Annotated in this window: 26 protein-coding genes, 1 other RNA gene and 1 pseudogene; 19 read left to right on the top strand and 9 right to left on the bottom strand. The window is 62.7% G+C overall.

The window, feature by feature from the left end; genetic code table 11:
• Positions 1-6: 6 nt before the first annotated feature.
• Complete coding sequence (locus tag ACWGTO_RS28345) at positions 7-549, bottom strand: SspB family protein (RefSeq protein WP_454578090.1); 543 nt, start codon at positions 547-549, stop codon at positions 7-9.
• Positions 550-665: 116 nt separating this feature from the next.
• The gene (locus ACWGTO_RS28340; protein WP_454578089.1) at positions 666-1,349 is read right to left on the bottom strand and encodes a TetR/AcrR family transcriptional regulator; all 684 of its coding nucleotides are present in this window, start codon (positions 1,347-1,349) and stop codon (positions 666-668) included.
• Positions 1,350-1,520: 171 nt separating this feature from the next.
• On the opposite strand from ACWGTO_RS28340, the gene ACWGTO_RS28335 reads away from it, so the two are divergent.
• Positions 1,521-2,726, top strand: coding sequence for a multidrug effflux MFS transporter (locus ACWGTO_RS28335; protein WP_454578088.1), 1,206 nt, complete (start codon positions 1,521-1,523; stop codon positions 2,724-2,726).
• A gap of 210 nt (positions 2,727-2,936) precedes the next feature.
• Here ACWGTO_RS28335 and ssrA read toward each other — a convergent pair.
• Positions 2,937-3,296, bottom strand: a transfer-messenger RNA (tmRNA) gene (gene ssrA / locus ACWGTO_RS28330).
• A 166-nt stretch (positions 3,297-3,462) separates the two neighbouring features.
• On the opposite strand from ssrA, the gene ACWGTO_RS28325 reads away from it, so the two are divergent.
• Together ACWGTO_RS28325 and ACWGTO_RS28320 are read left to right on the top strand one after the other, a co-directional pair.
• Entirely contained in the window at positions 3,463-3,774 is a 312-nt protein-coding gene (locus ACWGTO_RS28325) for a DUF2853 family protein (protein ID WP_454578087.1), read from the top strand.
• 144 nt (positions 3,775-3,918) lie between these two features.
• Positions 3,919-4,713 carry a thymidylate synthase gene (locus tag ACWGTO_RS28320; protein WP_203278664.1) on the top strand — a complete coding sequence of 265 codons (795 nt, stop codon included), beginning with the start codon at positions 3,919-3,921 and terminating at the stop codon, positions 4,711-4,713.
• 29 nt (positions 4,714-4,742) lie between these two features.
• Here ACWGTO_RS28320 and ACWGTO_RS28315 read toward each other — a convergent pair.
• Positions 4,743-4,873: pseudogene (locus tag ACWGTO_RS28315) on the bottom strand (TOBE domain-containing protein); the annotation flags it as partial.
• A 177-nt stretch (positions 4,874-5,050) separates the two neighbouring features.
• On the opposite strand from ACWGTO_RS28315, the gene modA reads away from it, so the two are divergent.
• The 4 genes from modA (at position 5,051) to ACWGTO_RS28295 (ending at position 8,094) form a co-directional block, all read left to right on the top strand.
• On the top strand, positions 5,051-5,845 hold the full coding sequence (modA, locus tag ACWGTO_RS28310; protein ID WP_454578086.1) for a molybdate ABC transporter substrate-binding protein: 795 nt from the start codon (positions 5,051-5,053) through the stop codon (positions 5,843-5,845).
• Positions 5,846-5,869: 24 nt separating this feature from the next.
• Positions 5,870-6,574 carry a molybdate ABC transporter permease subunit gene (modB, locus tag ACWGTO_RS28305; RefSeq protein WP_454578085.1) on the top strand — a complete coding sequence of 235 codons (705 nt, stop codon included), beginning with the start codon at positions 5,870-5,872 and terminating at the stop codon, positions 6,572-6,574.
• Positions 6,571-7,683: a molybdenum ABC transporter ATP-binding protein gene (modC, locus tag ACWGTO_RS28300; RefSeq protein WP_454578084.1), complete on the top strand. Its 1,113-nt coding sequence runs from the start codon at positions 6,571-6,573 to the stop codon at positions 7,681-7,683. The genes modB and modC overlap by 4 nt, the downstream gene beginning before the upstream one ends.
• A gap of 69 nt (positions 7,684-7,752) precedes the next feature.
• A complete protein-coding gene (locus ACWGTO_RS28295; RefSeq protein WP_454578083.1) occupies positions 7,753-8,094 on the top strand; it encodes a winged helix-turn-helix domain-containing protein in 342 nt (113 codons plus the stop codon).
• Between the two features lie 116 nt (positions 8,095-8,210).
• Here ACWGTO_RS28295 and cobF read toward each other — a convergent pair whose 3' ends face one another.
• Positions 8,211-8,975, bottom strand: a complete 765-nt coding sequence (cobF, locus tag ACWGTO_RS28290; RefSeq protein ID WP_454578082.1) for a precorrin-6A synthase (deacetylating) — start codon at positions 8,973-8,975, stop codon at positions 8,211-8,213.
• Between the two features lie 130 nt (positions 8,976-9,105).
• Here cobF and ACWGTO_RS28285 point away from each other — a divergent pair, with 130 nt between their 5' ends.
• The 7 genes from ACWGTO_RS28285 to ACWGTO_RS28255 all read left to right on the top strand — a co-directional run bounded on the left by ACWGTO_RS28285 (position 9,106) and on the right by ACWGTO_RS28255 (position 15,336).
• Complete coding sequence (locus tag ACWGTO_RS28285) at positions 9,106-10,116, top strand: DUF4424 domain-containing protein (protein WP_454578081.1); 1,011 nt, start codon at positions 9,106-9,108, stop codon at positions 10,114-10,116.
• Positions 10,116-10,646, top strand: a complete 531-nt coding sequence (locus tag ACWGTO_RS28280; protein WP_454578080.1) for a dihydrofolate reductase — start codon at positions 10,116-10,118, stop codon at positions 10,644-10,646. The genes ACWGTO_RS28285 and ACWGTO_RS28280 overlap by 1 nt, the downstream gene beginning before the upstream one ends.
• Positions 10,647-10,678: 32 nt before the next feature.
• Positions 10,679-11,254, top strand: a complete 576-nt coding sequence (locus ACWGTO_RS28275; protein ID WP_454578079.1) for a dimethylsulfonioproprionate lyase family protein — start codon at positions 10,679-10,681, stop codon at positions 11,252-11,254.
• A 156-nt stretch (positions 11,255-11,410) separates the two neighbouring features.
• Entirely contained in the window at positions 11,411-12,529 is a 1,119-nt protein-coding gene (gene hflK / locus ACWGTO_RS28270; RefSeq protein ID WP_454578078.1) for an FtsH protease activity modulator HflK, read from the top strand.
• Complete coding sequence (gene hflC / locus ACWGTO_RS28265) at positions 12,529-13,485, top strand: protease modulator HflC (protein WP_454578077.1); 957 nt, start codon at positions 12,529-12,531, stop codon at positions 13,483-13,485. Before hflK ends, hflC begins: the two co-directional genes overlap by 1 nt.
• 4 nt (positions 13,486-13,489) lie before the next feature.
• Positions 13,490-13,675 (top strand): DUF2065 domain-containing protein, encoded by a 186-nt coding sequence (locus ACWGTO_RS28260; protein ID WP_454578076.1) that lies wholly within the window; start codon positions 13,490-13,492, stop codon positions 13,673-13,675.
• Between the two features lie 143 nt (positions 13,676-13,818).
• Positions 13,819-15,336: a DegQ family serine endoprotease gene (locus ACWGTO_RS28255; RefSeq protein ID WP_454578075.1), complete on the top strand. Its 1,518-nt coding sequence runs from the start codon at positions 13,819-13,821 to the stop codon at positions 15,334-15,336.
• A 46-nt stretch (positions 15,337-15,382) separates the two neighbouring features.
• Here the strand turns inward: ACWGTO_RS28255 and ACWGTO_RS28250 are convergent, their stop codons facing one another.
• Together ACWGTO_RS28250 and serB are read right to left on the bottom strand one after the other, a co-directional pair.
• Positions 15,383-15,955, bottom strand: a complete 573-nt coding sequence (locus ACWGTO_RS28250; protein ID WP_454578074.1) for a GNAT family N-acetyltransferase — start codon at positions 15,953-15,955, stop codon at positions 15,383-15,385.
• Positions 15,952-16,839, bottom strand: a complete 888-nt coding sequence (serB, locus tag ACWGTO_RS28245) for a phosphoserine phosphatase SerB (protein WP_454578073.1) — start codon at positions 16,837-16,839, stop codon at positions 15,952-15,954. The genes ACWGTO_RS28250 and serB overlap by 4 nt, the downstream gene beginning before the upstream one ends.
• Here serB and miaA point away from each other — a divergent pair.
• Together miaA and ACWGTO_RS28235 are read left to right on the top strand one after the other, a co-directional pair.
• Positions 16,829-17,794, top strand: a complete 966-nt coding sequence (gene miaA, locus ACWGTO_RS28240; RefSeq protein ID WP_454578095.1) for a tRNA (adenosine(37)-N6)-dimethylallyltransferase MiaA — start codon at positions 16,829-16,831, stop codon at positions 17,792-17,794. The two genes, serB and miaA, sit on opposite strands and share 11 nt — an antisense overlap.
• Before the next feature lie 131 nt (positions 17,795-17,925).
• On the top strand, positions 17,926-18,717 hold the full coding sequence (locus ACWGTO_RS28235) for a GGDEF domain-containing protein (protein WP_112560450.1): 792 nt from the start codon (positions 17,926-17,928) through the stop codon (positions 18,715-18,717).
• Positions 18,718-19,019: 302 nt separating this feature from the next.
• On the opposite strand, the gene ACWGTO_RS28230 is transcribed toward ACWGTO_RS28235, so the two are convergent.
• Positions 19,020-20,852: an ATP-binding protein gene (locus ACWGTO_RS28230; RefSeq protein ID WP_454578072.1), complete on the bottom strand. Its 1,833-nt coding sequence runs from the start codon at positions 20,850-20,852 to the stop codon at positions 19,020-19,022.
• Positions 20,853-21,005: 153 nt separating this feature from the next.
• Between ACWGTO_RS28230 and ACWGTO_RS28225 the strand changes: the two genes are divergently transcribed.
• The 3 genes from ACWGTO_RS28225 to ACWGTO_RS28215 are packed head-to-tail and all read left to right on the top strand — an operon-like array spanning position 21,006 to position 22,441.
• On the top strand, positions 21,006-21,572 hold the full coding sequence (locus ACWGTO_RS28225; protein ID WP_454578071.1) for a helix-turn-helix domain-containing protein: 567 nt from the start codon (positions 21,006-21,008) through the stop codon (positions 21,570-21,572).
• A gap of 4 nt (positions 21,573-21,576) precedes the next feature.
• Positions 21,577-21,885, top strand: a complete 309-nt coding sequence (locus tag ACWGTO_RS28220) for a hypothetical protein (protein WP_454578070.1) — start codon at positions 21,577-21,579, stop codon at positions 21,883-21,885.
• A 22-nt stretch (positions 21,886-21,907) separates the two neighbouring features.
• Positions 21,908-22,441, top strand: a complete 534-nt coding sequence (locus tag ACWGTO_RS28215; protein WP_454578069.1) for a GNAT family N-acetyltransferase — start codon at positions 21,908-21,910, stop codon at positions 22,439-22,441.
• Here ACWGTO_RS28215 and ACWGTO_RS28210 read toward each other — a convergent pair.
• Complete coding sequence (locus ACWGTO_RS28210) at positions 22,438-24,240, bottom strand: NAD(P)-binding domain-containing protein (RefSeq protein ID WP_454578068.1); 1,803 nt, start codon at positions 24,238-24,240, stop codon at positions 22,438-22,440. The two genes, ACWGTO_RS28215 and ACWGTO_RS28210, sit on opposite strands and share 4 nt — an antisense overlap.
• Positions 24,241-24,262: the final 22 nt, after the last annotated feature.

Genomic DNA, 24,262 nt, shown 5'->3' with positions numbered 1-24,262 from the left:
GTCCCGCTACTTCTTGCGGAAGGCGTCGAGCGACACGACGTCGGCGCCCTTGCCGGCGGCATCGGCCGCGGCCGGCTTTTTCTCGGCTTCGGCCGCAGCCGCCTTCTTCTCGGCCTTCGGCTTTTTCTCGGAGACGATGGCCAAGGGCTCGGGCGCTGGCTGGGCGAGCGTCTCGTCTTCCGCCGGGACATCTGTCTTGACGTCGAATTCGAGTTCGAAGTTGACCGACGGATCGTAGAAGCCGCGCACGGCCGAGAACGGGATTTCCAGCTTCTCCGGCACGTCGGAGAAGGACAGCCCGACCTCGAAGCCGGTGTCGGTTACTTTCAGGTCCCAATACTGGAACTGGATGACGATGGTCATCTGTTCGGGATAACGCTCGCGCAGCCTGGACGACACGCGCACGCCCGGCGCGCCGGTCAGGAAGGTGATGAAGAAATGATGATTGCCGGGAAGGCCGGTGCGCGCCACTTCGGCCAGGACCTTGCGCATAACGCCGCGCAACGCCTCCTGGGCCAGAATGTCGTAGCGGATGTGGTCGTCGGCCATGTTCTGGTCGGGTTCCGTTGAATCGTCCGCATAGCTGTAATCAAGCTTGAGGGCGGCGTAAACCGGATATAGGCGCGAACTGATCAGGCCAAGGGGTGTGCAGGCGATTTGATCGCTCAGGTGTGGGCGAGGGCGGCCAGCTTTGCCGTCGCCGCCTTGCGCTTGCCGAAGGCGGCCAGAAAGGTGCGTACGCCGTTGGTGGCGGACTGCAGGACCTCCTCCCTTGTCGGTACGCCGCCAAGCATGAAGGTGATCTGCAGCTCGGCATTGACCAGTGCAAGAAACTGGCGCGCCGCAATATCGGGATCGTCAACGGTCAGATGCCCGGCATGGGCGAGGCGGGCAAATCGCGCGGCAAGGGCCGACCAGGTGCGGCCCGGCCCCTGTTCGCGCCATACCTCGAAGAGCTCAGGATAACGCCCGCCCTCGGTCTGGATCAGCTTGCGCAGAAAGCGGCCATCGCGGCTGCAGATGCAATTGTGGTTCATGCGCACGGCGAAGTCGATGAGATCGGCTTCGAGATTGCCCGGCTGATCGGGAAACGTGGCAATGGTTGCAAAGATGCCGGCATTGCAGCGCTCGGTCAGATCGCGCACCACGGCAATGAAGAGCTTTTCCTTGTCGCGGTGGTGGTTGTAGACGGTCTGTCGCGAGACGCCGGCCTCGCCCGCGATCAGGTCGATATTGGCGCCGGCAAAGCCCTCCCGGCAAAACACCGCGGCCGCCGCATCGATGATCGACATACGCTTTGCCTCGTGGCCGCGTGGCGGGAAAATGTCAGGAGAAACAGCAGCCTTCATGAAAATCTATATAGAGGTGATTGACGAATTAGACAAGACTGTCTAAATTTGTGGACATAAAACAAAGAGATTTCACGCTCCCAGAGAGGAGTCGGAATTTCGCGGGATGGAACGTCCTAGGGTTAGACGCCACCTGACGGCGGCAACCAGATTTCGAAAGAAGCCACTATCATGAGTCCCAAATTCCTCCGCATCGCGGTCGTGCTCGGCCTGTTGTCCGCAATCGGGCCATTCGCCATCGACATGTACCTGCCGGCGCTGCCTTCCATCGGCGAGGATCTGCATGCGGGCACCGCCGCTGTGCAAATGAGCTTGCTGATCTTCTTCCTGTCGATGGGCTTTGGTCAAATCGTCGTCGGGCCGATCTCCGACATGGTCGGCCGCAAGCTGCCGCTCTATGGCGGGCTCGCGCTGTTCATGGTCGGCGGCATCGGTTCGGCCATGAGCCCGACCATCGAATGGCTGATCGCCTTCCGCTTCCTGCAGGGTCTCGGCGCCAGCGCCGGCATGGCGGTGCCGCGCGCCATCGTGCGCGACCTGCACACGGGCACTGAAGCCGCCAAGCTGATGTCGCTGCTGATGCTGGTGTTTTCGGTGTCGCCTATCCTCGCGCCGCTGACTGGCAGCCAGATCATCGAGAATTTCGGCTGGCGCGCCGTGTTCTGGACGGTGACCGGTGCGGCTCTGCTGGCGACGATTCTTTTGGCGACCTCGCTCAAGGAAACGCGGCCGGCCGAAGAACGTGTAGGTTCATCCTTCGGAACTGCACTCGCCGGTTACCGCTTCCTGATGGGTGACCGCAACTATCTCGGCCTGGTGGCGATCGCCGGCTTCGGCATTGCCAGCTTCTTCGTCTACCTCTCGAGCTCGTCCTTCATCCTGATCGACCACTACGGGTTGTCGCCTTCGGTCTACAGCGTGTTCTTTTCGATCAATGCGGTGGCCTTCATCGGCATGTCGCAACTGACGGGAGTGCTGTCCGAGCGCTTCGGCCTGAAGCGCGTCGTCTGGGTGGCGGTGACCGGCTACGCCACGACCATGGTGGTGCTGTTCGCCGTCATGGCGACCGGCGTCGACCGGCTCGACGTGATGGCGGCGCTGCTCTTCGTCGGCTACGGGTTCCTCGGCCTGGTCATCCCGACGACCTCGGTGCTGGCCATGGAAGAGCATGGCGAGATCGCCGGCACGGCTTCGGCGCTGATGGGCACACTGCATTTCGCCATCGGGGCGCTGGCCATGGGCGTCGCCGGCATCTTCTTCGACGGCACGCCGCTGCCGATGGTAGCGGGCATTACGCTCTGCGCCGTGATCTCGTTCACGCTGGCCAAGCTGACGCTCGGCCGTTCGCGCGAAGCCGTTGAAGCCCCAGCAGAGTAAGCCAACGACACTCAATGAAAGGCCGGGTCAGACCCGGCCTTTTCATGTCTGGGATAATCCGGCCTCCGCCAGTACGAACTCGAGCCCTGTTTCGACCGGCGGCCGCGGCAGTTCGACCAACTCATATCCCAATTCGTCGTAGACGCCGACCAGCGAATGGTAGGTGCGTTCGGCGGCTGCGCTTGGGCGCGCGTCCAGGGAGAGGGGGAAAGTGGAGGTTTCTGTTGCCAGGTACCTCCGAACCCCGCCTAGAAGTGCGAACCTCTAGGGCTTGATTTGAAGCGTTCGCACTGCATTAAGCAGCGAGACGAGCTTCCGCATAGTTGTCGTTGGCAACTATAAGTTTAGCCCGATGACGGTGGTACAATGCCGGGCAAAAGTACGATCTTTACACCTTCGTCGATCCTATTTCGCCCCCAGCAAAAACCGCTTCGTCGCCAAAGCGGCTTTTGGTGGAGGCGCCGGGTACCGCCCCCGGGTCCGAACGGCTTATTTCATCGCCTGTTTATCGCCATAGTCGGTCAAGCCGACAAACCGAATATAGGGGGCCATTGCGGAAAATGAAAGGCCGCAATGGTGCTTTGTCCCCGGGCCAAATCGGAACGCCGAGGGTTGACTTGGGCACGGTCTCAACCGAAGCTTTGGCGCGGTGAGGAGTATCGACCTAGCGCACAGGTTGCGTAGCGCGCCACAGCCCTCATCGACCGGATCCGTGGCGCCGACGAGGGGAAGTCTGATGGCCGACTATCTTGCGGATGTGAAGAAATACGACGCAGGCGCCAGCGCCGATGCGGTCGAAAAGATCGTCAAGCATCTCGGTATTGCACTGAGGAACCGCGATTCCTCGCTGGTATCGTGCACTGACCCCAAGGAACTCGATCGCGTCAAGACCAACTGGGTCGCCAAGAAGCTCGGTGTCGCCGACGGCGCCAAGGCGGATGCATCCATCGACAAGACCTGCAAGGCGATGGCTGCCGACAACACCAAGAGCCGCGTGACCTTTTATTACCTGGTCGCCAAGGATCTGGGCAAGCTCGGCTCGCTCTGATCGGCCACACCGCCTGAAAAATGGATGCCGGCGCGGTGTGCGCGCCGGTTGCCGGGCAATATCTCCGAGGCATTTTCGCTTTGCAGTGTTCGGCCGGCGGTCCGTCGGCTATGATACCGGCAATCCCGAATCGAGGCGAAGCCGATGCGCCAATATCTCGACCTTCTGCAGCATGTGCTGGACAACGGCGCCGATCGCGGTGATCGCACCGGCACCGGCACGCGTGGGGTGTTCGGTTACCAGATGCGCTTCGATCTCAGCCGCGGCTTTCCGGTCACCACGACCAAGAAGCTGCATTTGAAGTCGATCATCCATGAACTCCTGTGGTTCCTGGCCGGCGACACCAACATCAAATACCTCAACGACCATGGCGTTTCGATCTGGGATGAATGGGCCGACGAGAATGGTGACCTCGGCCCGGTCTATGGCAAGCAGTGGCGTTCCTGGCCGGACGGCCATGGCGGGTCGATCGACCAGATAGCCAATCTTCTCAAAGAGATACGCAAGAATCCGAATTCGCGCCGGCTGATCGTTTCGGCGTGGAACCCGGCCGAGGTCGAGGCCATGGCGCTTCCGCCCTGCCACTGCCTGTTCCAGTTCTACGTCTCGGAAGGCAAGCTCTCCTGTCAGCTCTATCAGCGTTCGGCCGACATTTTTCTCGGCGTGCCCTTCAACATCGCCTCCTACGCGCTGCTGACCCTGATGGTGGCGCAGGTCACAGGGCTGAAGCCCGGCGATTTTGTTCACACGCTGGGCGACGCGCATCTTTACTCCAACCATTTCGAGCAGGCGCGCGAGCAATTGCGGCGCACCCCAAAGGCGCTGCCGACGCTGTGGATCAACCCGGACGTGAAGGACCTGTTTGCCTTCCGTTTCGAGGATTTCCGGCTGGAAAATTATTTTGCCGACGCGACGATCAAGGCGCCGATCGCGGTCTGATCCTCACAAGCCTGCCATCAGTCGACGCCACCCTTTTCGAGCTTCAGATCGGCGACGGCCTCATTGGCAATCGAGGCGGTGACGACGGAGCCGCCGACATCGATGCGGACATGCGAGGTGGTGGGCCTTTGGCGATCTCGACGATCGTTCCCTTAAGGATGTCGCGCGCTGATTTTCATCGGACCTCCTTTGCAGAGTTCGCGGTGAAGTTCCTAGCCAGAACAATCGCTGCCGAACAGACGCTTTCGACGCATGATGGCTTCCCTTGTTATATTCATCCGGATATATCGGTCGGCAGACGTCGAGCTGAGCGGATTCAAACCCAGGGAGAGAATTCATGACGGGCAAAGGTTTTGGATTGAGGGCGATCGCGATTGGCGGCTTTGCTGCAACGTTGATGGCTGCGGTGCCGGCGGCCCACGCAGACGACAAAGTGATCGTGTTTGCCGCGGCCAGCCTCAAGGACGGGCTCGACGCGGTCAACAAGGCCTGCCAAGCCGATGTCGGCGAAGCGGCGACCGTTTCCTACGCCGCGAGTTCCGCACTGGCCAAGCAGATCGAGGGCGGGGCGCCCGCCGACGTCTTCATCTCGGCCGACCTCGACTGGATGAAATACCTCTCCGACAAGAAGCTGACCAAGCCCGAAACCGAGGTGAAACTGCTTGGCAACCAGATCGTCCTGGTGGCGCCGAAGGATTCGAAGGTCGAGACCAGGATCGAGAAAGGCTTCGACCTTGCCAAGCTGGTTGGCGACGGCAAGCTCGCCATGGGCGACTTCAAGGCGGTGCCGGCCGGCAAATACGGCAAGGCCGCTCTGGAATCGCTGGGCGTCTGGTTGTCGGTTGAAGGCAAGGTGGCGCAGGCTGAGAATGTGCGCGCAGCGCTGAAGCTGGTTTCGACCGGCGAAGCGCCGCTCGGGATCGTCTATGCCACCGACGCGCATGCCGACAAGGACGTCAAGGTGGTCGGCACCTTCCCGGAGGATTCGCATCCGCCGATCATCTACCCGGTTGCCCAGACTTCGGATTCGAAGGACAAGGAGACGCCGGCTTTCCTGAAATGCCTGCAGTCCGCCAAGGCGGCGGAGCTATTCAGGGATCAGGGTTTCACGGTGTTGGCGCCAAGCAACTGAGCTCGAAGGACTTCACCTCACGATATGAGCTGGCTGCTGGACCTCACTCCCGACGAATGGAATGCGGTCCGGCTGTCGATCAAGGTGGCGACGGTGGCGATGCTGTTCAGCCTGCCGCCAGGCATCCTGATTGCGCTCTTGCTTGCCCGGGGGAAATTCTGGGGCAAGACGCTGCTCAACGGCGTGGTTCACCTGCCGCTGATCCTGCCACCGGTGGTGACCGGCTATCTCTTGCTGCTCACCTTCGGCCGGCGCGGGCCGGCCGGTGCTTTTCTCGCCGAGCATTTCGGCATCGTCTTCTCGTTTCGCTGGACCGGTGCGGCTCTGGCCTGCGGCATCATGGGCTTTCCCCTGATGGTGCGGGCTATCCGGTTGTCGATCGAGGCGGTCGACCGCAAGATGGAGGCGGCGGCAGGAACGCTCGGCGCCAATCCGCTGTTTGTGTTCGCCACCATTACGCTGCCGTTGATACTGCCCGGGCTGATCGCCGGCTCTATTCTGTCCTTCGCCAAGGCGATGGGCGAATTCGGCGCCACCATCACCTTCGTCTCCAACATTCCCAACGAGACGCAGACTCTGCCATCGGCGATCTACACCTTTACCCAGGTGCCGGGCGGCGATAACGGCGCGCTGCGGCTGACGCTGATTTCGATCATCATTTCGATGGCGGCCCTGGTCGCCTCGGAGGTGCTGGCGCGGCGCGTCGGCCGGCGGATGGAGATCGAATGAGCGTCCTTGTCGACATCAACCATCGGCTGGGCGATTTCGCCATCGGCGCGCGTTTCGAAAGCGCCGGGCGGCTGACGGCGCTGTTCGGGCCGTCTGGTTCGGGCAAGACGACGCTGATCAACATGATCGCCGGCCTGATCCGGCCGGACAAGGGTCGCATCGCGGTCGACGGCCGCGTGCTTGTCGACACCGATGCCGGCATTTTCGTGCCGAAGCACAAGCGCCGGATCGGCATGGTGTTCCAGGATGCGCGGCTGTTTCCGCATATGAGTGTGGCCGGCAATCTGCGCTATGGCCGCTGGTTCACGCCACCGGCGGAGCGCTACGCGGAGATGGACGCAGTCGTCGAACTGCTCGGCATCGGTCCTCTGCTCGACAGGCGGCCGGCAAAACTATCCGGCGGCGAGAAGCAGCGCGTAGCGATCGGGCGGGCGCTGCTGGCTAGCCCCAAACTGCTGTTGATGGACGAGCCGCTGGCCTCGCTCGACGACGCGCGCAAGGCCGAGATCCTGCCCTATATCGAGCGGCTGCGGGACGAGACGAAGATCCCGATCGTTTATGTCAGCCACTCCGTCGCCGAGGTGGCGCGGCTGGCGAGTGACGTGGTGGTGATGGCGCAAGGCAAGGTCGCCGCTTCCGGGCCGACCGGGGCGATCATGCAGCGGCTCGATTTGTTGCCGGCGGAAGAACGCGGCGAGGGTGGTGCGGTGCTCGACGCACATGTGCTGCGCCATGACGAGGCTTTCGGCATGAGCGTGCTGGGCTCGGCGGCAGGCGAAATCCGGGTGCCGCGGCTGGCTGGGGCGACCGGCGCGCCGGTGCGCATCCGCATCCGCGCCCGCGATGTGATGATCGCCACCGAGCAGCCGATGGGCCTCAGTGCACTCAACATCCTGCCGGGCACCATCGTCGCGATCAGCCCAGGCGAGGGGCCAACGGTCGAGATTGGCATCGACTGCAACGGCGCAACCGTGCTTGCCCGCATCACCGAGCAGTCGCGGCAGGCGCTGAAACTTCATCTTGGCGGCAAGGTGTTCGCGGTGATCAAGACGGTCAGTTTCGATCGCGCCAATACCGGTGCCGGGTTGCCGACCGAAGCGGATGGCTGATAGCCGCTATATCGTTTTGGAATAGCGCTACGGACCGGGAGGCGCTACTGTGACCGTGGAGGACAAGAGATGCCGTCGCTGAGCCTGCGGATAAATCTCGATCCGGACGGGCGCATAGGTCCGGGCAAGATCGAATTGCTGGAGCAGATCGCCACCTTCGGCTCGATCTCGGCCGCCGCGCGCGGCATGGAGATGTCCTACAAGCACGCCTGGGATTTGGTCGAGGACATGAACCGCGTATTCGGCAAGCCGCTGGTCGCGGCGCAGACCGGTGGCCGCAAGGGCGGCGGCGCGCAGCTGACCTCCGTCGGACTGGCGGTGGTCAGCCGTTTTCGCGCAATCGAGCGCGCTGCGGCGTCGGCGGCAGCAACGCATATGGCGGCGTTGCAGGCTGAGATCGATGCTGGATAGGCAGTAGGGCAGTAGGGCAGTAGGGCAGTAGGGCAGTAGGGCAGTAGGATTTGACGTCCTGGCCCGCTCAAATATCCGAGATGCGAACCTCCCTATTGCCTTACTGCCCTACTGCCTTACTCCCCTAATTTGCTCAGCAAATACGTATCCATGATCCAGCCCTTCTTCTGGCGGGCTTCTTCGCGCACGTTCTCGATCTCCGCACCGACATCGCCGAGGCGACCCGCAATGATGATTTCATCCGGCGTGCCGAGATAGGCGCCCCAGTGGATGATGAGATCCTTGTCGGCCAGCGTGTTGAAGGCGCATTTGCCGTCGAGCATGACCACCGCGCTGCCGGCATTTTGCGGCATGCCTTCTTCGGTCAGGCGGCGACCGGTGGTGATCAGCATGGGGTCGCCAATGCGGTTCAGCGCCATTTTGTGGCTGGCGGCGAGCGCCTGGACGGCTGTGATGCCGGGGATGACCTCCAGCTCGAACCCGACATTACTCCGTAGGCGCACACGCTCAAGAATGCGCAGTGCGCTATCGTAAAGAGAAGGGTCGCCCCAGATCAGGAAGGCGCCGCAGCCATCTTCGGCAAGCTTGTCGCGGATCAGGCTTTCATAGACTTCGGCGATCGCCTCGTGCCAGTCGTCGACGGTCGAGCGGTAGGACGGCGCCGGCTCGGCGCGCACCGGCACGTCGAACTCGACGCGGCGAGAGTTCGGGTTGGTGACGAAACGATCGCAAATCTGGCGGCGCAGTTCGGCAAGGTCGTTCTTCCTTGCGCCCTTGTCGGGAATAAACAGGACGTCCGCCCGGTTCAGGCCTTCGATGGCCTGCACGGTCATATGGTCGGGATTGCCGGCGCCGATGCCGATGACGAGAAGCTTGCGCATGACGCGAACTCCTGCCCGATCGAAAGCTGTTAGTCCAGACCGCGTTTGGGCACTCCGGGCAACGGAATGGCTTTGAAAGGCCACATTGAAACCGCTAGGGTCGCGCCGCATTCTCGCCGAGGGGGCTTTCATGCTGCGCTATGTTCTGACCACCGTGCTGGCCTTACCGGCCGCGCCGGCATTGGCCAATGATTCCACCGCCGAGCTTGGTACGGGCGGCCTGATCCTGTCGCGCAGCGATGCAGTGTCGATGCAAAGCGAGGATCTCTTCATCTCGCCGGAAAAAGTCACGGTCGACTACGTCTTCCACAACAACACCGACAAGGATGTCGATGCCATTGTTGCCTTCCCGCTGCCTGACATCGAAGGTGACCCGGAGGAAATGCCCGCCATCCCGGAAAGCCAGAGCGACAATTTCCTCGGCTTCGAGGTAACGATCGATGGTGTGCCGGCAAAGCCGCAGCTCGAGCAGAAAGTGTTCGCTGTCGGCATCGATATCGGCGCCGACCTGAAGGCGCAGAATGTGCCGTTCAATCCATTCGGCGATGCGGCCAAAGCGGCCCTGGCCAAGCTGCCAAAAGCGGTCGCCGAGGATTGGGAGAACCGCGGCATCATCATCGAGGATACGGGCAGCGACGGTACCGAGGCGAACAAGGTCTATACGCCGTGGTGGCAGTTGCGCTCGACCTATTGGTGGCGCTCGACCTTTCCGGCCAACAAGGATGTCCATGTCTCGCACCGCTACAAGCCCAGCGTCGGCGGCACGTCGTCGGTCAGCTTCTTCTATGACGGCAAGTTCTCCGAGGGCAGCCAATATGCAAGCTACAAGACCCGCTTCTGCATGGACGATGCGTTCGAGAATGCGGTTCGCCATGCCGCCAAGGCCGACGGCTATCCGCATTTTTACGAGAACCGCATTCAATATATCCTGACCACCGGCGGTAACTGGGCGAACGGCAGCATCGGCAAGTTCAAGCTGACTGTCGACAAGGGCAATCCGAAAGCGCTGATTTCGTTCTGCGGCGACAATGTCAAAAAGGTCGGGCCGACGACCTTCGAGACGACGGCGAAGGATTTCTATCCCGAGCGCGACATCGACATATTGCTTTTGGAGCCGTCGGACAGCGGAGATGCCAACTGATGGACCTCGCGATCTATGTCGCCATCGCCGAGAACGGCGTCATCGGGCGCGAAGGCGGCCTGCCGTGGCGGCTATCCACCGATCTCAAGCGCTTCAAGGCCGATACGATGGGCAAGCCCGTCATCATGGGTCGCAAGACCTATGAAGGCATCGGCAGGCCGCTGCCGGGCAGGCTGAACATCGTGGTGACGCGCGACAAGGCCTGGCACGCCGAGAGCGTTGAAACAGCAAATTCGCTGGAAGCCGCGATCCAGCTGGCTACGGTGCGCGGGCGTTGCATGAGCGGGGTCGACGAAATCTGCGTCATCGGCGGCGGCGAGATCTATGCCCAGGCGCTGCCGCTCGCCGACCGCCTGCATGTCACCCATGTGCTGGCCAAGGTCAACGGCGATGCGCATTTCCCGCCGATCGATCCAGCCAGCTGGCGAATTGTGCATTCGCAGGATTTTCCGGCTGGTGAAAAGGACAGCCACGCAACGCGCTATACGGTTTACGAGCGCCGCCGGCCAACGACGCAGGTATCCCCGTGACGGCCAACAAACATCAGCCGCTCGGCACTTTCATGGATTTGCTCGACACAGAAATACGCTTGCGCATGGGAAATGACCCTGCGCGAGAAGCCGCACATCGGCGGATTTTCGCTAACACGGCGCTTGAGGCACCACACGGGAGCAGCGAGCGACCTCAGCGTCAGCCGGCTTGTCGTCACCTCGCGGAATGCTTTGCCGAGCTTGAAAAGATCGGCGGCAATCTCGGCAAGCTCGCCGCCGCGCTGCGCGAGATTGAGCCGCATCTCAGCTGGAACAATCAAAGCGAGCGCCGCAAGTCCGCGATGCTGGCCGAGAATTATGCCGATTCCTTCATTGTCGGTCCGGGCGGTTTCGTTCCAAGCAGCGCAATCGAGATCGGAGTGTCGGTCATGGCGCCGCACACGACCTATCCAGATCATCGGCATCCGCCGGAAGAGCTTTACCTTGTCCTGTCGCCGGGCGAGTGGCGGCAGAATGCCGAGGCGTGGCATGAACCCGGGGTCGGCGGGGTCGTCTACAATCCACCCGACATCGTTCATGCCATGCGCGCGGATGCCAAGCCGCTTTTGGCCATTTGGTGCCTCCCCCTCGACAATACGCCGCATTGATAGGGCGACTTACTGGAATTTGCTGCTTGCAGCGGTCCAAATCGGACGGTGCAGCGTCGGATCGCGTTGAAAGCGCATCGCGGCGTCCCTATAGAAGAACAACTGGATTTTGCGCCGCAAGGCGGCGCTGAGGGAATTCCAAGCGAAAGGACATTCATGCCCTGGAACGACAAGAGCGGTGGCGGCGGCGGCCCATGGGGCGGCGGCGGCGGCAATCAGGGGCCCTGGGGGCAGGGACCAAAGGGACCTAGCGGCCCGCAAGGGTCACCTCCCGATCTTGAAGACATCATCCGACGCGGCCAGGATCGGCTGCGGCGCGCGCTGCCCGGTGGCGGCGGCGCCAGCCCGGCCGTCTTTGCGCTGATCGCTGCGGCGCTGATCGTGCTGTGGGCGTTCAAGGCGGTCTACACCGTGCAACCGGACGAAGTTGCGGTCGAGTTGCGCTTCGGCAAGCCGAAGGCGGAACTGTCGCAGCCGGGTCTGCATTTCCATTGGTGGCCGGTCGAAACCGTCGAGACGGCCAACATCGCCGAGCAGCTTGTCGATATCGGTGGTGGCGGCGCGACGAGTGGCAATACTTCCGGGCTGATGCTTACCGGCGACCAGAATATCGTCAACGTCCAGTTCTCGGTGGCCTACCAGGTCTCCGATCCGAAGGCCTACCTGTTCGATGTCTCCGATCCCGAAGGCATGCTGCAGCAGGTCGCTGAAAGCGCCATGCGTGAAGCCGTCGGCCGGCGACCGGCCCAGGACATTTTCCGCGACGATCGCCAAGGTATCGCCGCGTCGGTGCGTGAAATCATCCAGACGACGCTGGACGGGTACAAGGCCGGCCTGAACGTCAACGCGGTTTCGATCGAGGACGCGGCGCCGCCGCGCGAAGTGGCGGACGCGTTCGACGAAGTGCAGCGCGCCGAACAGGACGAGGACAAGTTCGTCGAGCAAGCCAACCAGTATTCCAACCAGAAACTCGGCCAGGCGCGCGGCGAGGCCGCACAGGTCCGTGAAGACGCGGCGGCCTACAAGAACCGCGTCGTGCAGGAGGCCGAAGGCGAGGCGCAGCGCTTCATCTCGGTCTATGACGAATATGCCAAGGCCCCCGATGTGACGCGCAAGCGCCTCTATCTGGAGACGATGGAGAAGGTCCTGAAAGACTCCAGCAAGGTCATCGTCGAACAGGGCAATGGGCAAGGGGTCGTGCCCTATTTGCCGCTGCCGGCACTGCAGCCGAAGGCGCCGGCGCCCCTTGGCGCCACGACCGGAGGAGCACAGTGATGGCCAATCGTCTTCCCATCCTCGCCGTCATCGCGGTCGTGCTTCTGTTCCTGCTCTACTCCTCGGTCTTCGTGGTCAACGCGCGCCAGCAGGCGCTTGTGCTGCGGTTCGGTGAGATCGTCGATGTCAAGAATGAACCCGGCATCTATTTCAAGGCGCCTTTCGCCTTCTTCGACGCCGACAGCGTGCAATTGATCGAAAACAGGGTGCTGCGTTTCGATCTCGACAACATCCGCGTCCAGGTTTCGGGCGGCAAGTTCTATGAGGTTGACGCCTTCATCGCTTACCGCATCTCGGATCCGCGCGTGTTCCGCTCCGCCGTGTCCGGTCAGATCACACTGGCCGAAGCCCGACTGAGGACGCGTCTCGATGCAGCGCTGCGCCGTGTCTACGGTCTGCGCGACTTCGAAGCGGCGCTCTCGGAAGAGCGGGCCGTGATGATGCGGGAAGTGCGCGATCAGCTTCGGCCGGACGCAACGTCGCTCGGTCTGCAGATCGAGGATGTGCGCATCCGCCGGACCGACCTGACGGCTGAGGTTTCGCAGCAGACCTTCGACCGCATGAAGGCCGAACGCCTGGCCGAGGCCGAACGGCTGAGAGCGCGCGGCAAAGAGGCCGCGCAGCGCATCACCGCACGCGCCGACCGCGAAGTGGTGGAAATCGTCGCCGAAGCGCGCAAGGAATCGGAAATCCTGCGCGGTGAGGGCGAGGCCCAGCGCAGCGCGACCTTCGCCGATGCCTACAAACGCGATCCGGCCTTCTTCGACTTCTACCGGTCGATGAATGCCTATGGCACGGCGCTGGACAACTCCGGGACGACGATGGTGCTGTCGCCGAACTCGGAGTTCTTCCGCTTCTTCCGCAACCCCGACGGCACGGACGCGAAGCCGGCGACCCCTGCGGCTCCAGCGACTGCACCTGCCGCGCCGGCGGCACAACCTGCACCCGCCCAGTAGGGCGGTGCAGGATTTCCTTGCGGCCATAGGCCTGGTCCTCGTTGTCGAGGGCCTGGTCTATGGCGGCTTTCCCGGCCTCGCCAAGCGCCTTGCCGGCGAAGTTTTGTCGACGCCGGAAAATGCGTTGCGCATCGTCGGGCTGGCGGCGATTGCCATCGGCGTCGGCATTGTCTGGCTGGTGCGTGGCTGAGGACCGCTGATATCAGGTGTAACGGAGGATTTATCCTCCTGATGTGGCCATAGCCGCAAACGTGCCGTATTTCTTGCCAACATGACGCGACGCGGCGTTTTGCCGAAGCGCTTTTTCTTTTCAGCAATTCCGGGAGGCTCTCGATGACATCCAACACCCTTCTGCGCGCGGCGCGACGGACGTTCATCGCAGGTGCTGCGGCACTTCTGGTCGGTGCGCTTGCCGTACCGGCTTTCGTGACGCCGACGGTTGCCGCCGACGGACCGGCCTCGGTCGCCGACCTCGCCGAGGGCCTTTTGGGCGCGGTGGTCAACATCTCGACCTCGCAGACCGTGAAGGGCACGGAAGGTCCGGGCGCGGTGCCGATGCCGCAACTGCCCGAGGGGTCGCCGTTCCAGGATTTCTTCGACGACTTCTTCAAGAACCGTGGCGGTGACAAGGATGGCGGCGCGCAAAAGGTGCAGTCGCTGGGCTCCGGCTTCGTGGTCGATGCCGAGCAAGGCATTGTCGTCACCAACAACCACGTGATTGCCGATGCCGACGACATCGAGGTGAATTTCTCCGACGGCGTGACGCTCAAGGCGACATTGGTCGGCACCGACACCAAGACCGACGTCGCGGTGCTCAAGGTCGACCCGAAGGGCCACAAGCTGACGGCGGTGAAGTTCGGCGATTCCAACAAGATGCGCGTCGGCGACTGGGTGATGGCGATCGGCAATCCGTTCGGCCTCGGCGGCACGGTCACGGTCGGCATCGTCTCGGCCCGCAACCGCGACATCAATTCCGGCCCCTATGACGACTTCATCCAGACCGATGCCGCGATCAACCGCGGCAATTCCGGCGGTCCGCTGTTCAACAGCCTGGGCGAGGTCATCGGCATCAACACCGCGATCATCTCGCCGTCCGGTGGCTCGATCGGCATCGGTTTCTCCATTCCCTCTCAGATCGCTTCGGGCGTCGTCGACCAGCTGCGCCAGTTCGGCGAGACCCGCCGCGGCTGGCTCGGCGTGCGTATCCAGCCGGTGACCGACGACATCGCCGAGAGCCTCGGCATGGCGACCGCCAAGGGTGCGCTGGTGGCCGGCGTCATCAAGGGCGGGCCGGTCGACAACGGCACAATTCTCGCCGGCGACGTCATCATCAAGTTCGACGGCAAGGACATTCATGAAATGCGCGACCTGCCGCGCGTCGTGGCGGAAAGCCCGGTCGGCAAGGCGGTCGACGTGATCATCGTGCGCAAGGGCGTAGAGCAGACGGTGAAGGTGACGCTTGGCCGGCTCGAAGACGGCGAGAAGCTCGCCAGCGGCGAAGACGGCACTACCGATGAGGACAAGGGCGGCGACAAGGCGCCCGCGGTTTCGACGGCTTCGGTGCTCGGCATGACTGTCGGCGAACTCAATGACGAAACGCGGACCAAGTTCGGCATCGCTGCCGATGTCTCGGGCGTCGTCATCACCGACGTCACCAAGGATTCGGCTGCGGCCGAGCGCGGCATTCAGGCCGGCGAGGTCATCACCGAGATTGCCCAGGAATCGGTCGCGACCCCGAAGGACGTGATGGACCGGATCGGCGCATTGAAAGAGCAGGGGCGCAAGAACGCGCTCTTGATGTTGGCGTCGAAGACCGGCGAGTTGCGGTTCGTCACGATCCGGATGGATTGAATCCGGCAAGGCCCGCAACAATCTGATTTCGATGTAAAAAGGGCGGCTACGAAGCCGCCCTTTTTCGTGCCTGCCAACCCTGTCGCGACAACCGGTAGAAGACATGCCGCTTGAGATGGGGGTGGCTGTCGGGGATCGAAGGGTGGTCGAAATCGCGGGCCGGGTCCGGGCTCATGCCGAGGCGCTCCATGACGGCCGTCGAGCGGCGATTGCCGGCGACGGCGAAGGAGACGATCTCGTCGCGGTCGAGCGTTTCGAAGCCAAAGGCGAGCCATGCCTCGGCCGCCTCGGTGACATAGCCCTTGCCCCAGAATTCGGGCGCCAGACGCCAACCGATCTCCACTGTGTCGGAAGGCATGGACGGCACGTGATCGGTTTCGAGGAGGCCGACAAACCCTATGCATTCGCCCGTCGCGGCGATTTCCGCGGCGGCAAAGCCAAAGCGGTCCTCGGCGATCCAGCCGCGGAACTCATCCATCTTGGCATCCGTCTCGGCACGGTCGCGGCGGAACGGAAAGAATTCCATCACCCGTTCGTCAGAGTTGATGCGATGGAACAGTTCGCGGTCGCGGTCCTCCCAGTTGCGCAGGATCAGGCGCTCGGTATGCATCGTTTTCATCGGGCAAACTCTTCCTGGCGATAGCCCTGGAGATAAAGCAGCGCCGTCAGGTCACCATGGTCGATGCGGACCTTGGCTTGGGCGGCGACGGTGGGCTTGGCGTGGAGCGCGACACCGGTGCCGGCCAGCCGGATCATGTCGAGATCGTTGGCGCCGTCACCGACGGCAATGGCGTCGGCGGGCGTCAGGCCGAGACGGGCCGAGATCTCGTTCAGGGCATCGGCCTTGGCGGCGCGGCCGAGGATCGGCTCGGCGACCAGGCCGGCAAAGCACTCATTCTCCTCGATCAATCTGTTGGCGCGGTTCTCCTGGAAACCGAGCATGTCCGCGATGCGGCTGGTGAAGACGTCGAAGCCGCCGGAGACGAGTGCCGTCCAGGCGCCATTGGCCCGCATCGTCTGCACCAGAGCGCGACCGCCCGATGCCAGAGTCAGGCGGTTCGCGATGATGCGGTCGACAACGGCGGTCTCGAGGCCTTTCAGCAGCGCCACGCGTTCCCGTAAGGCCGGCTCGAAGGCGATCTCGCCATTCATCGAGCGCGCCGTGATGGCGGCAACGCGATCCTTGACGCCGATCTCGTCGGCCAGTTCGTCGATGCATTCCTGGTCGATCATGGTCGAATCCATGTCGGCAAGCAGGATTGCCTTGCGGCGTGTTTCAGCCTGCTGGACGATCACGTCGACGGGTTCGGAGCCAAGCACGGAGCGTAAGGCGGCGATCATCTCAGCGGCTTCAGCCCCTTCGGCCAGCACCAGATCGCAGGCGATGCCCTCGCCCAGCCAGCGAACAGCGCTTGCGCCGACCGACCGCGAGGCCATATTCGCAAGCGAGGCCGACACGGAGCGGCTGACGGGGTGTGACACAAGCGTGGCAATCAGCGGCATCGAAAATTCCAGGCAGGCGGGCGAAGGCCGCGTGAAGAACGCGATCCTGATAGCCGGGCCAACCGCCAGCGGCAAGTCGGCGCTGGCGCTCGATCTCGCCGAGCGCGAGGGCGGCATCATCGTCAACACCGATTCCATGCAGGGCTATTCGGTGCTGGATGTGCTGACGGCGCGGCCGGCTGCCGCCGAACTCGCCCGCGCGCCGCATTTTCTCTACGGTCACGTGCATCCCTCCACAGCCTATTCCACCGGCGCCTGGCTGCGCGACGTGATCAAGCTGATCGATGACGGTACGCTAGCCCGGCGGCCCGATGGACCTCCCTTCGAACATCCCGTGATTTTCGTCGGCGGCACCGGGCTCTATTTTCGCGCGCTTGCCGAGGGTATTTCGGAAATGCCCGACATTCCGCAGCAGGTGCGCGACCGCTGGCGCTACGAGTTGAAGGAGCAAGGCGCGGCCAAGCTGCATCGCCTCCTGATGCACGAGGATTCCGCGGTCGCCATGCAACTGAAGCCGACCGACGGCCAACGCATCGTGCGGGCGCTGGAGGTGCTTGACGCATCCGGCCGCTCCATTCTGGAATGGCAAGCGGCGCGCGGCCGGCCGCTGATCGACCGCGACAGCGCGCGTTTCTTCGTCATCGAGCCGGACCGCGCGGCGCTTGTCGAGCGGATTGAGAGCCGGTTCGACCGGATGCTCGATCTTGGCGCTCTTGATGAGGTCAAACGGCTTGTGGCGCTTGGCCTCGATCCTGATTTGCCTGCGATGAAGGCGATCGGCGTCCGCGAACTCTCTGCCGCGATGGCTGATGACATCAGCTTTCCCCAGGCCATCGAGCGCTGCAAGGCAGCGACGCGGCAATATGCCAAACGGCAAACGACGTGGTTTCGCCATCAGCTAGGCCCGGAATGGCTGAGATTGCAGCCTGGTGACGACCTGAAAACCGTGATTTGATTTTCCTCCTGCTAATACAATTAAAGAAACAGAATCCGGAATGAACATTCCCGCTCCGGTTGTCTGGGTTAACCCTCCGTAAGGCGCCCGCGTGCCATAAAGCCGACGGGCACTTTTCCAACGGGGAGCAGATGCGTTTCCATAAGGCGGAATCCGCATTTTTCGTTTTTATTTTCGTGATCCTCGCTGCAGGCCTGGTGACGCTTCATGCCTATGGTCTTTTGCAGGGCATCGCCGCCGACATGGATACGGCTTCCCGCATCGAGAGGATCGTCTACCTCAACAGGCTGCTGTTCATCACCGGGGTGCTTCTGGCGACGGCGCTGTTCTTCGGCGTGTTCTTCATCTACCCGCTGATCCGCAGACAGGCGACGGAAGAGGGCAAGCTGCGGGCGATGACGGTTTCGCTCAGCGCCCGTTCGGAAACATTGCAGCATGCGGCGCTGACCGACGGTCTCACCGGCATGCAGAACCGGCGCTATTTCGACGATGCGCTGAAGGAATATCTCGAGGAATTTCGCCGCATCGAAAAGCCTGTCGGGCTGATGATCCTCGACCTCGATCACTTCAAGCAGGTCAACGACACGCATGGCCACGATGTCGGCGACGAGGTGCTGCGGGCGGTCGCCAATTGCCTCAAAGGCATGACGCGCTATCACGACGTGGTGGCGCGGCTCGGCGGCGAGGAGTTCGCCGTGGTCACGCCAAACATGGATGCAGAGTTGCTGGGGAAATTCGCCGAACGCATCCGCAAGGCGATTGCCAACATGTCGGTGCTGTCGGGCAATGTCCGCCTCAAGATCACCACCAGCGTCGGCCTGGCTGTCTGGGACCGCAAGGAAACGGCCGAGGAATTTTATCGCCGCGCCGACCGCCAGCTCTATGAGGCGAAGAGGCAAGGCCGCAACCGCGTCTGCGCCTGAAATCCCATCATTGAATTTGTGAGGCTGGCCGCCTGCTGCTGCCTGCTGCGCTTCCGGTGCTCACGGACTTGATGTCCGCTCCGCTCCGGCCTTCGCCGGCCGAAGCCCTCATAAGTGTCTCCGCTCTATGAAAAGCTACGGCCGGCGTAGGCCGGTTCTCGACGACAGCACCAGTCGACTCAGCCTGACGAATTCCCTGACGGGTTTACCCAGGCTGGCCAGCGTGGACACAATCTCGAACAGTTCGGCGCGGCTCGTTTTTGCTTTGCCAACGAGCTTTCAGCTGGACCTGATGGAGCAGACTATTCGTTCTGCGAGCGCATGCCGAAGGTGGCGGGTTTCAGGCCATAGCGCAGGTCGAAATCGTCGTCCGGCTGGAGGCGCTGGGCGGTGGCCGGCTTGCGGTAATCGGGATCGCCGGCCTGGCGGCCGGTGTCCACCACGTCGGCGAAGGCCATCTGCTGCTGCGGCTTCGGCACGTTGCGCAGCCGCTCGACGATGGCCGCGAGATCGACGTCGTTGCCGTCCTGCGCGAACTCGTCCTGCTCTCGCTTGGCGGTGCCGGGGATCAGGTTCTCCGACAGTTTTTCGAATTTCAGCCGCATGGTCGTCGCCACGCCTTCACCGAAGGCAATGGCTTCGCGCTGGCCCATGGAGGACAGGAAGGCCAGCGTCGAGGCCGAAGAATCGGCGATCGCCGAGCGGATGATTGCCTGGTCCTGCTCGTTGGCCAACCGCATGGCGAAGAAGGTCGAGCACTGCGACAGGATGGTCGGATCGAGCTCGCCCGGACGCTGGGTGACGACGCCGAGGTAGCAGCCATATTTGCGGCCTTCCTTGGCGATGCGCGACAAGGCATGCCTTGTCGGTGCAAAGCCGAGCCGCGCATCAGCCGGCATGTATCGATGCGCTTCTTCGCACAGGAAAAGCAGTTTCAGCCTGCCCTCGCTCCACAGGGCAAGGTCGAAGGCCAGGCGGGCCAGCACCGAACAGACGGAGTTGACCACCTCGGACGGCATGCCGGCCATCTCGAAGCAGGTCACCGGGCGCCCGTGATGCGGCACGCGGAAAATGTTGCCGATCGTCTCGTGGATCGTGTCCTCGATCAGCCGCGAGTTGAACATGAAGCGATAGCGCGGGTCCGATGCCGCCGACTCGATGCGCGTCTTCAGCGATTTCAGCGTCGGACGGTCGTTCTTGCTTTCCAAGAGGCCCATGCGCTCGTCGATCTGCTTGATGAGATCGACCATGCGGTAGGGCACCGGCGTGTCGGCGGTCAGTGCATCGCTGCCGCGCTTGATATAGGCGCCGGAATTCGGATTGCGGTAGAGGTTCTTGGCGGCTGGGATGAGGTCACGCAGCACATCGACTTCTTCCGGCACCGTCTCGCGGCCGCGAAACAGCACCTCGGCGAATTCCTCGAGCCTGAACATCCAGAACGGCAGATCGAGCGTCTTGGAATCGACCCGGACGCAGAACTCAGGCAGCGACGCCGCGAATTCATTGTGCGGATCGAGGATGAGGATACGCAGGTCGGGCCGGGCGGCGATCGATTTGCGCAAGAGCAGCGAGACGGCGGTGGATTTGCCAACGCCGGTTGTGCCGACAATGGCGAAGTGGCGCGCCAGCGTGTCGTCGATGGCGATGTTGGCGTCGATCGCCTCGTCCTGAGACAGCGTGCCAATGGTGATCGAATGACGCCCGGCAAGATCGTAGACCGCCCGCAGGTCGCGGCTGCGGATGCGGTGGGCAATGGCGCCGATATGCGGATAGGTGGTGATGCCGCGGTCGAAGACCGGTTTGTCACCGGGCTCGGCGCCGTCGCGCACCTCGCCGATCAGTTCGACGCTGACCTCGATCGGGTTCTGTCCCTCATTGCTCCAGGCGCGATCCGATTTGCCGATCTCATAGACGAGGCCAACGGTGCGCGATGTCCCGAGGTTGATGGAGATCATCTTGCCGACCGTCCACAGGCCGGTGACCGCGCCTTCGAGATCGTCTGCGTAGGCGCTGATGGTGGCGCGCGCGCCATCGCACTGCACGACATTGCCCAGGATGCGCTTGTCGTTCTGCTCGGCCCGGCGACGCTCCTGCGAGGTCGGTTCTCCGACGGAGGCTTCGCGCTCGACAAACATACGGTCCGATCCCCATTTCCGTGGAGTGTCGACCCTACGCAAATGGGGTTAAGGTGGCGTGTGGCGGGATGGTGTAGCAGGCGTTAACCCATCAGCGAAAATTCAACGGACCAGCCTCTTTTCCCAACTCTGGATTTTCGATATATTGGACGAATGACTGATATAGCGAATGATATTTCCGCCACCATCGGCCGGCGAATCCACTCCGAAAGAACCTTGCGGGACTGGTCGCTGGCCGATCTGGCCGACCGCTCGGGCGTTTCCAAAGCCATGCTCAGCACCATCGAGCGGGGAATGACCAGCCCAACCGCGGCTTTGCTGGTGCGCATCGCCGCCGCCTTCGGCATGACGCTGTCGACGCTGATTGCCCGCGCCGAGCAGCAAGGCGGTGGCCTGCTGCGCGAGAGCGATCAGCCGGTGTGGCGCGACCCCGGCACGGGCTATATCCGGCGGCATCTGTCGCCGGCCTCCGACATGCCGCTCGAACTGATCCGGGTGCAACTGCCGGCCGGCGCCAGGGTGAGCTTCCCGGCGGCCTCTTATGCCTTCATCAAGCAGCAGATGTGGCTGATCTCCGGGCGGCTTGAGTTTACCGAGGGCGACGTCGTGCACAGTCTCGGGCCCGGCGACTGCCTGGCGCTCGGCGCGCCGTCGGACTGCACTTTCCACGCCGTGGGGCCGCAGCCCGCCGACTATCTGGTTGCGCTGGTCAGGGGCTGAAGCCGTGGCAAGACGTCCCAAGCGCTCCGACAATGGCGGACCGCCGCTCGATGACTACAAAGGCCCGCCCTGGGGCAAGGGCGATCCATACATCTTCCTCGCCTGGCAGGCAGCGCACGCCAAGGCGTGGAAGGCGCCGAGCCGCGATGTGATGCTGATGCGGATGGAAAAGGCCGAGCAGCTCGGCCTGACCTATGAGGAATACACGCTCGAAATCCTCGAGCGCGGGCTGCATCTGCAGCCGAAAGACGCCGATCGCATCGCCGCGATCAAGGCAGGACGAAAGCGACGCCGAGTCGTGCGTCTGGACTGATGTCAGCAAGGGAAAGGCACGCATGAGCACTATCGAAATCAGATCGCTGACTGCGGAAACACGCGACATGCTGGCCGACCTACTGATCGAGACGGTCGCGTCCGGCGGCTCAGTCAGCTTCATGCATCCATTATCTAGGCAAGCGGCGGAAACCTTCTGGGACAACTCGCTGACGGCGGCAGAAACAGGCGAAAGAGCGGTGCTGGGTGCCTGGGACGGCGATGCTCTGGTCGGCACCGTGACCTTGCTGCTCGATTTCCCTGATAACCAGCCGCACCGGGCCGAGATCGCCAAGTTGATGACCCGGCTCGAGCACCGTGGCAAGGGGATAGCGAGCGGGCTGATGCGCGCTGCCGAAAGCCTCGCCATCGAGAAACGCCGCACGCTGCTGGTGCTGGATACCGCGACGGAGGAGGGCGCTTCCGGCCTCTATGAAAAGCTCGGCTTCACGCTCACCGGCGAAATACCGGACTTTGCCTTGAAGCCGCATGGCGGGCTGACCGGCACGCTCATCTACTGGAAGCGCATCGGCCAGTCCGCCAGTGGTCCCGCCTAACCCTTGTGATGAACCTGCTGCAGCCCATAGACCGGCGCTGCGATGCCCTCCATGCGCGCCTTCAGCTGCAGCGACAGGAACTGCGAATAATGGCGCGACTGGTGCAAATTGCCGCCATGGAACCACAGCGCCTCCTGCTGCGTCGGCTTCCACATGTTGCGCAGCTCGCCTTCCCAGGGCCCGGGATCCTTGGTCGTGTTCGAGCCAAGGCCCCAGCACTTGCCGACCTTGTCCGCGACCTCTCTTGAGATCAAATCGGCCGCCCAGCCGTTCATCGAGCCGTAGCCGGTGGCGTAGACGATGAGATCGGCCGGAAGTTCGGATCCGTCGGAGAGCAGAACGGAATGCGCCTTGATCTCCTTCACCTCGACGCCGCTCTTCAATTTGATCGAGCCGTCGATGATCAGGTCGGAGGCGCCGACGTCGATATAGTAGCCTGAGCCACGCCTCAGATACTTCATGAACAGGCCGGAGCCATCATCGCCCCAGTCGAGCATGAAGCCGGCCTGCTCCAGGCCCTTGTAGAAATTGGCGTCGCGCTTCTTCATCTCGGCATAGGCCGGGATCTGGAATTCGTGCAGGATCTTGTAGGGCAGGGAGGCGAAGACGAGGTCAGCCTTGGCGGTGGTCATGCCGCTCTCGACCGCCTTTTCCGAATAGAGCGAGCCCAGCCCGATCTCCATCAGCGTGTCCGACCTGACGATATGCGTGGTCGAGCGCTGCACCATGCTGACGTCGGCGCCCGCTTCCCAAAGGGCGGCGGCGATGTCGTGGGCTGAGTTGTTCGAGCCGATGATAACAGCCTTCTTGCCGACATAGGCGTCGGGGCCGGGATGTTTCGAGGAGTGATGCTGGTCGCCCTTGAAGCTTTCCATGCCCTTGAAGCTTGGCAGGTTGGCTTTGCCGGACTGGCCGGTGGCCAGCACCAGCTGCTTCGGCTTCAGCGTGATGTCCTTGCCGTCGCGGCGCACGACAACGGTCCATTCCTTCTTCTTGTTGTCATAGACGGCGCTTTTGGCCTCGGTCGAGGACCAGTAATTCAGCTCCATCACCTTGGCGTACATTTCCAGCCAGTCGCCGATCTTGTCCTTGGGCGCGAAGACCGGCCAGTTCCTGGGAAAGTCGATATAGGGCAGATGGTCGTACCAGACCGGGTCGTGCAGGCAGAGCGACTTGTAGCGCTTGCGCCAGCTGTCGCCGGCGCGCTCGTTCTTCTCGACGATGATGGTCGGTACGCCGAGTTGCCGCAGCCGCGCGCCGAGCGCGATGCCGCCCTGGCCGCCGCCGATGATGAGCGTATAGGGCTGCGTCTTGAAGCCGAGCTCGGCGGCTTCCTGCTCGCGCTCTTCCTTCCAGGTCGGGCGATTTTTGCCATGGCCGTGCTTGGCGCCAAGCGGGCGGTCGAAGCCGGCCGGCTCCTCATGGCCCTTCAACTCAACCATGGTGGTGAGCAGCGTCCAGATCTTGCCGTCCTTCAGCCTGATGTGACCGAAGCCGCGCGCCATTGTCGTCTCGAAGCTGATCCAGCCGTCGAGCACGCCGTCGTTTTCCGTGGCGTCCTCGCCCTTGGCGATCGCCCAGTTCGACGGTTTGGTCTTGGCCAGCTGGCTCACCAGCATATCGCGAACCTGATCGCGCCCTTCCATCGTCTTGATGTTCCAGGTGAAGCTGACGAGGTCGCGCCAGAAACAGTCCTCCTGGAAGCAGGCGACGGCCTTGTCGATATCGCCTGCGGTCAGGGCTGCGCCAAATTTGTCGAGCAGGTCGGAAAGCTTCTTGTTGGGAGCCTTGTCGAGCATTGAATTTCCTCCGCGATTTTTC

This window comes from Mesorhizobium sp. PL10, assembly GCF_053714315.1.
The sequence above is the reverse complement of the archived record's forward strand: the minus strand, read 5'-3'. Positions and strand labels throughout refer to the sequence as shown.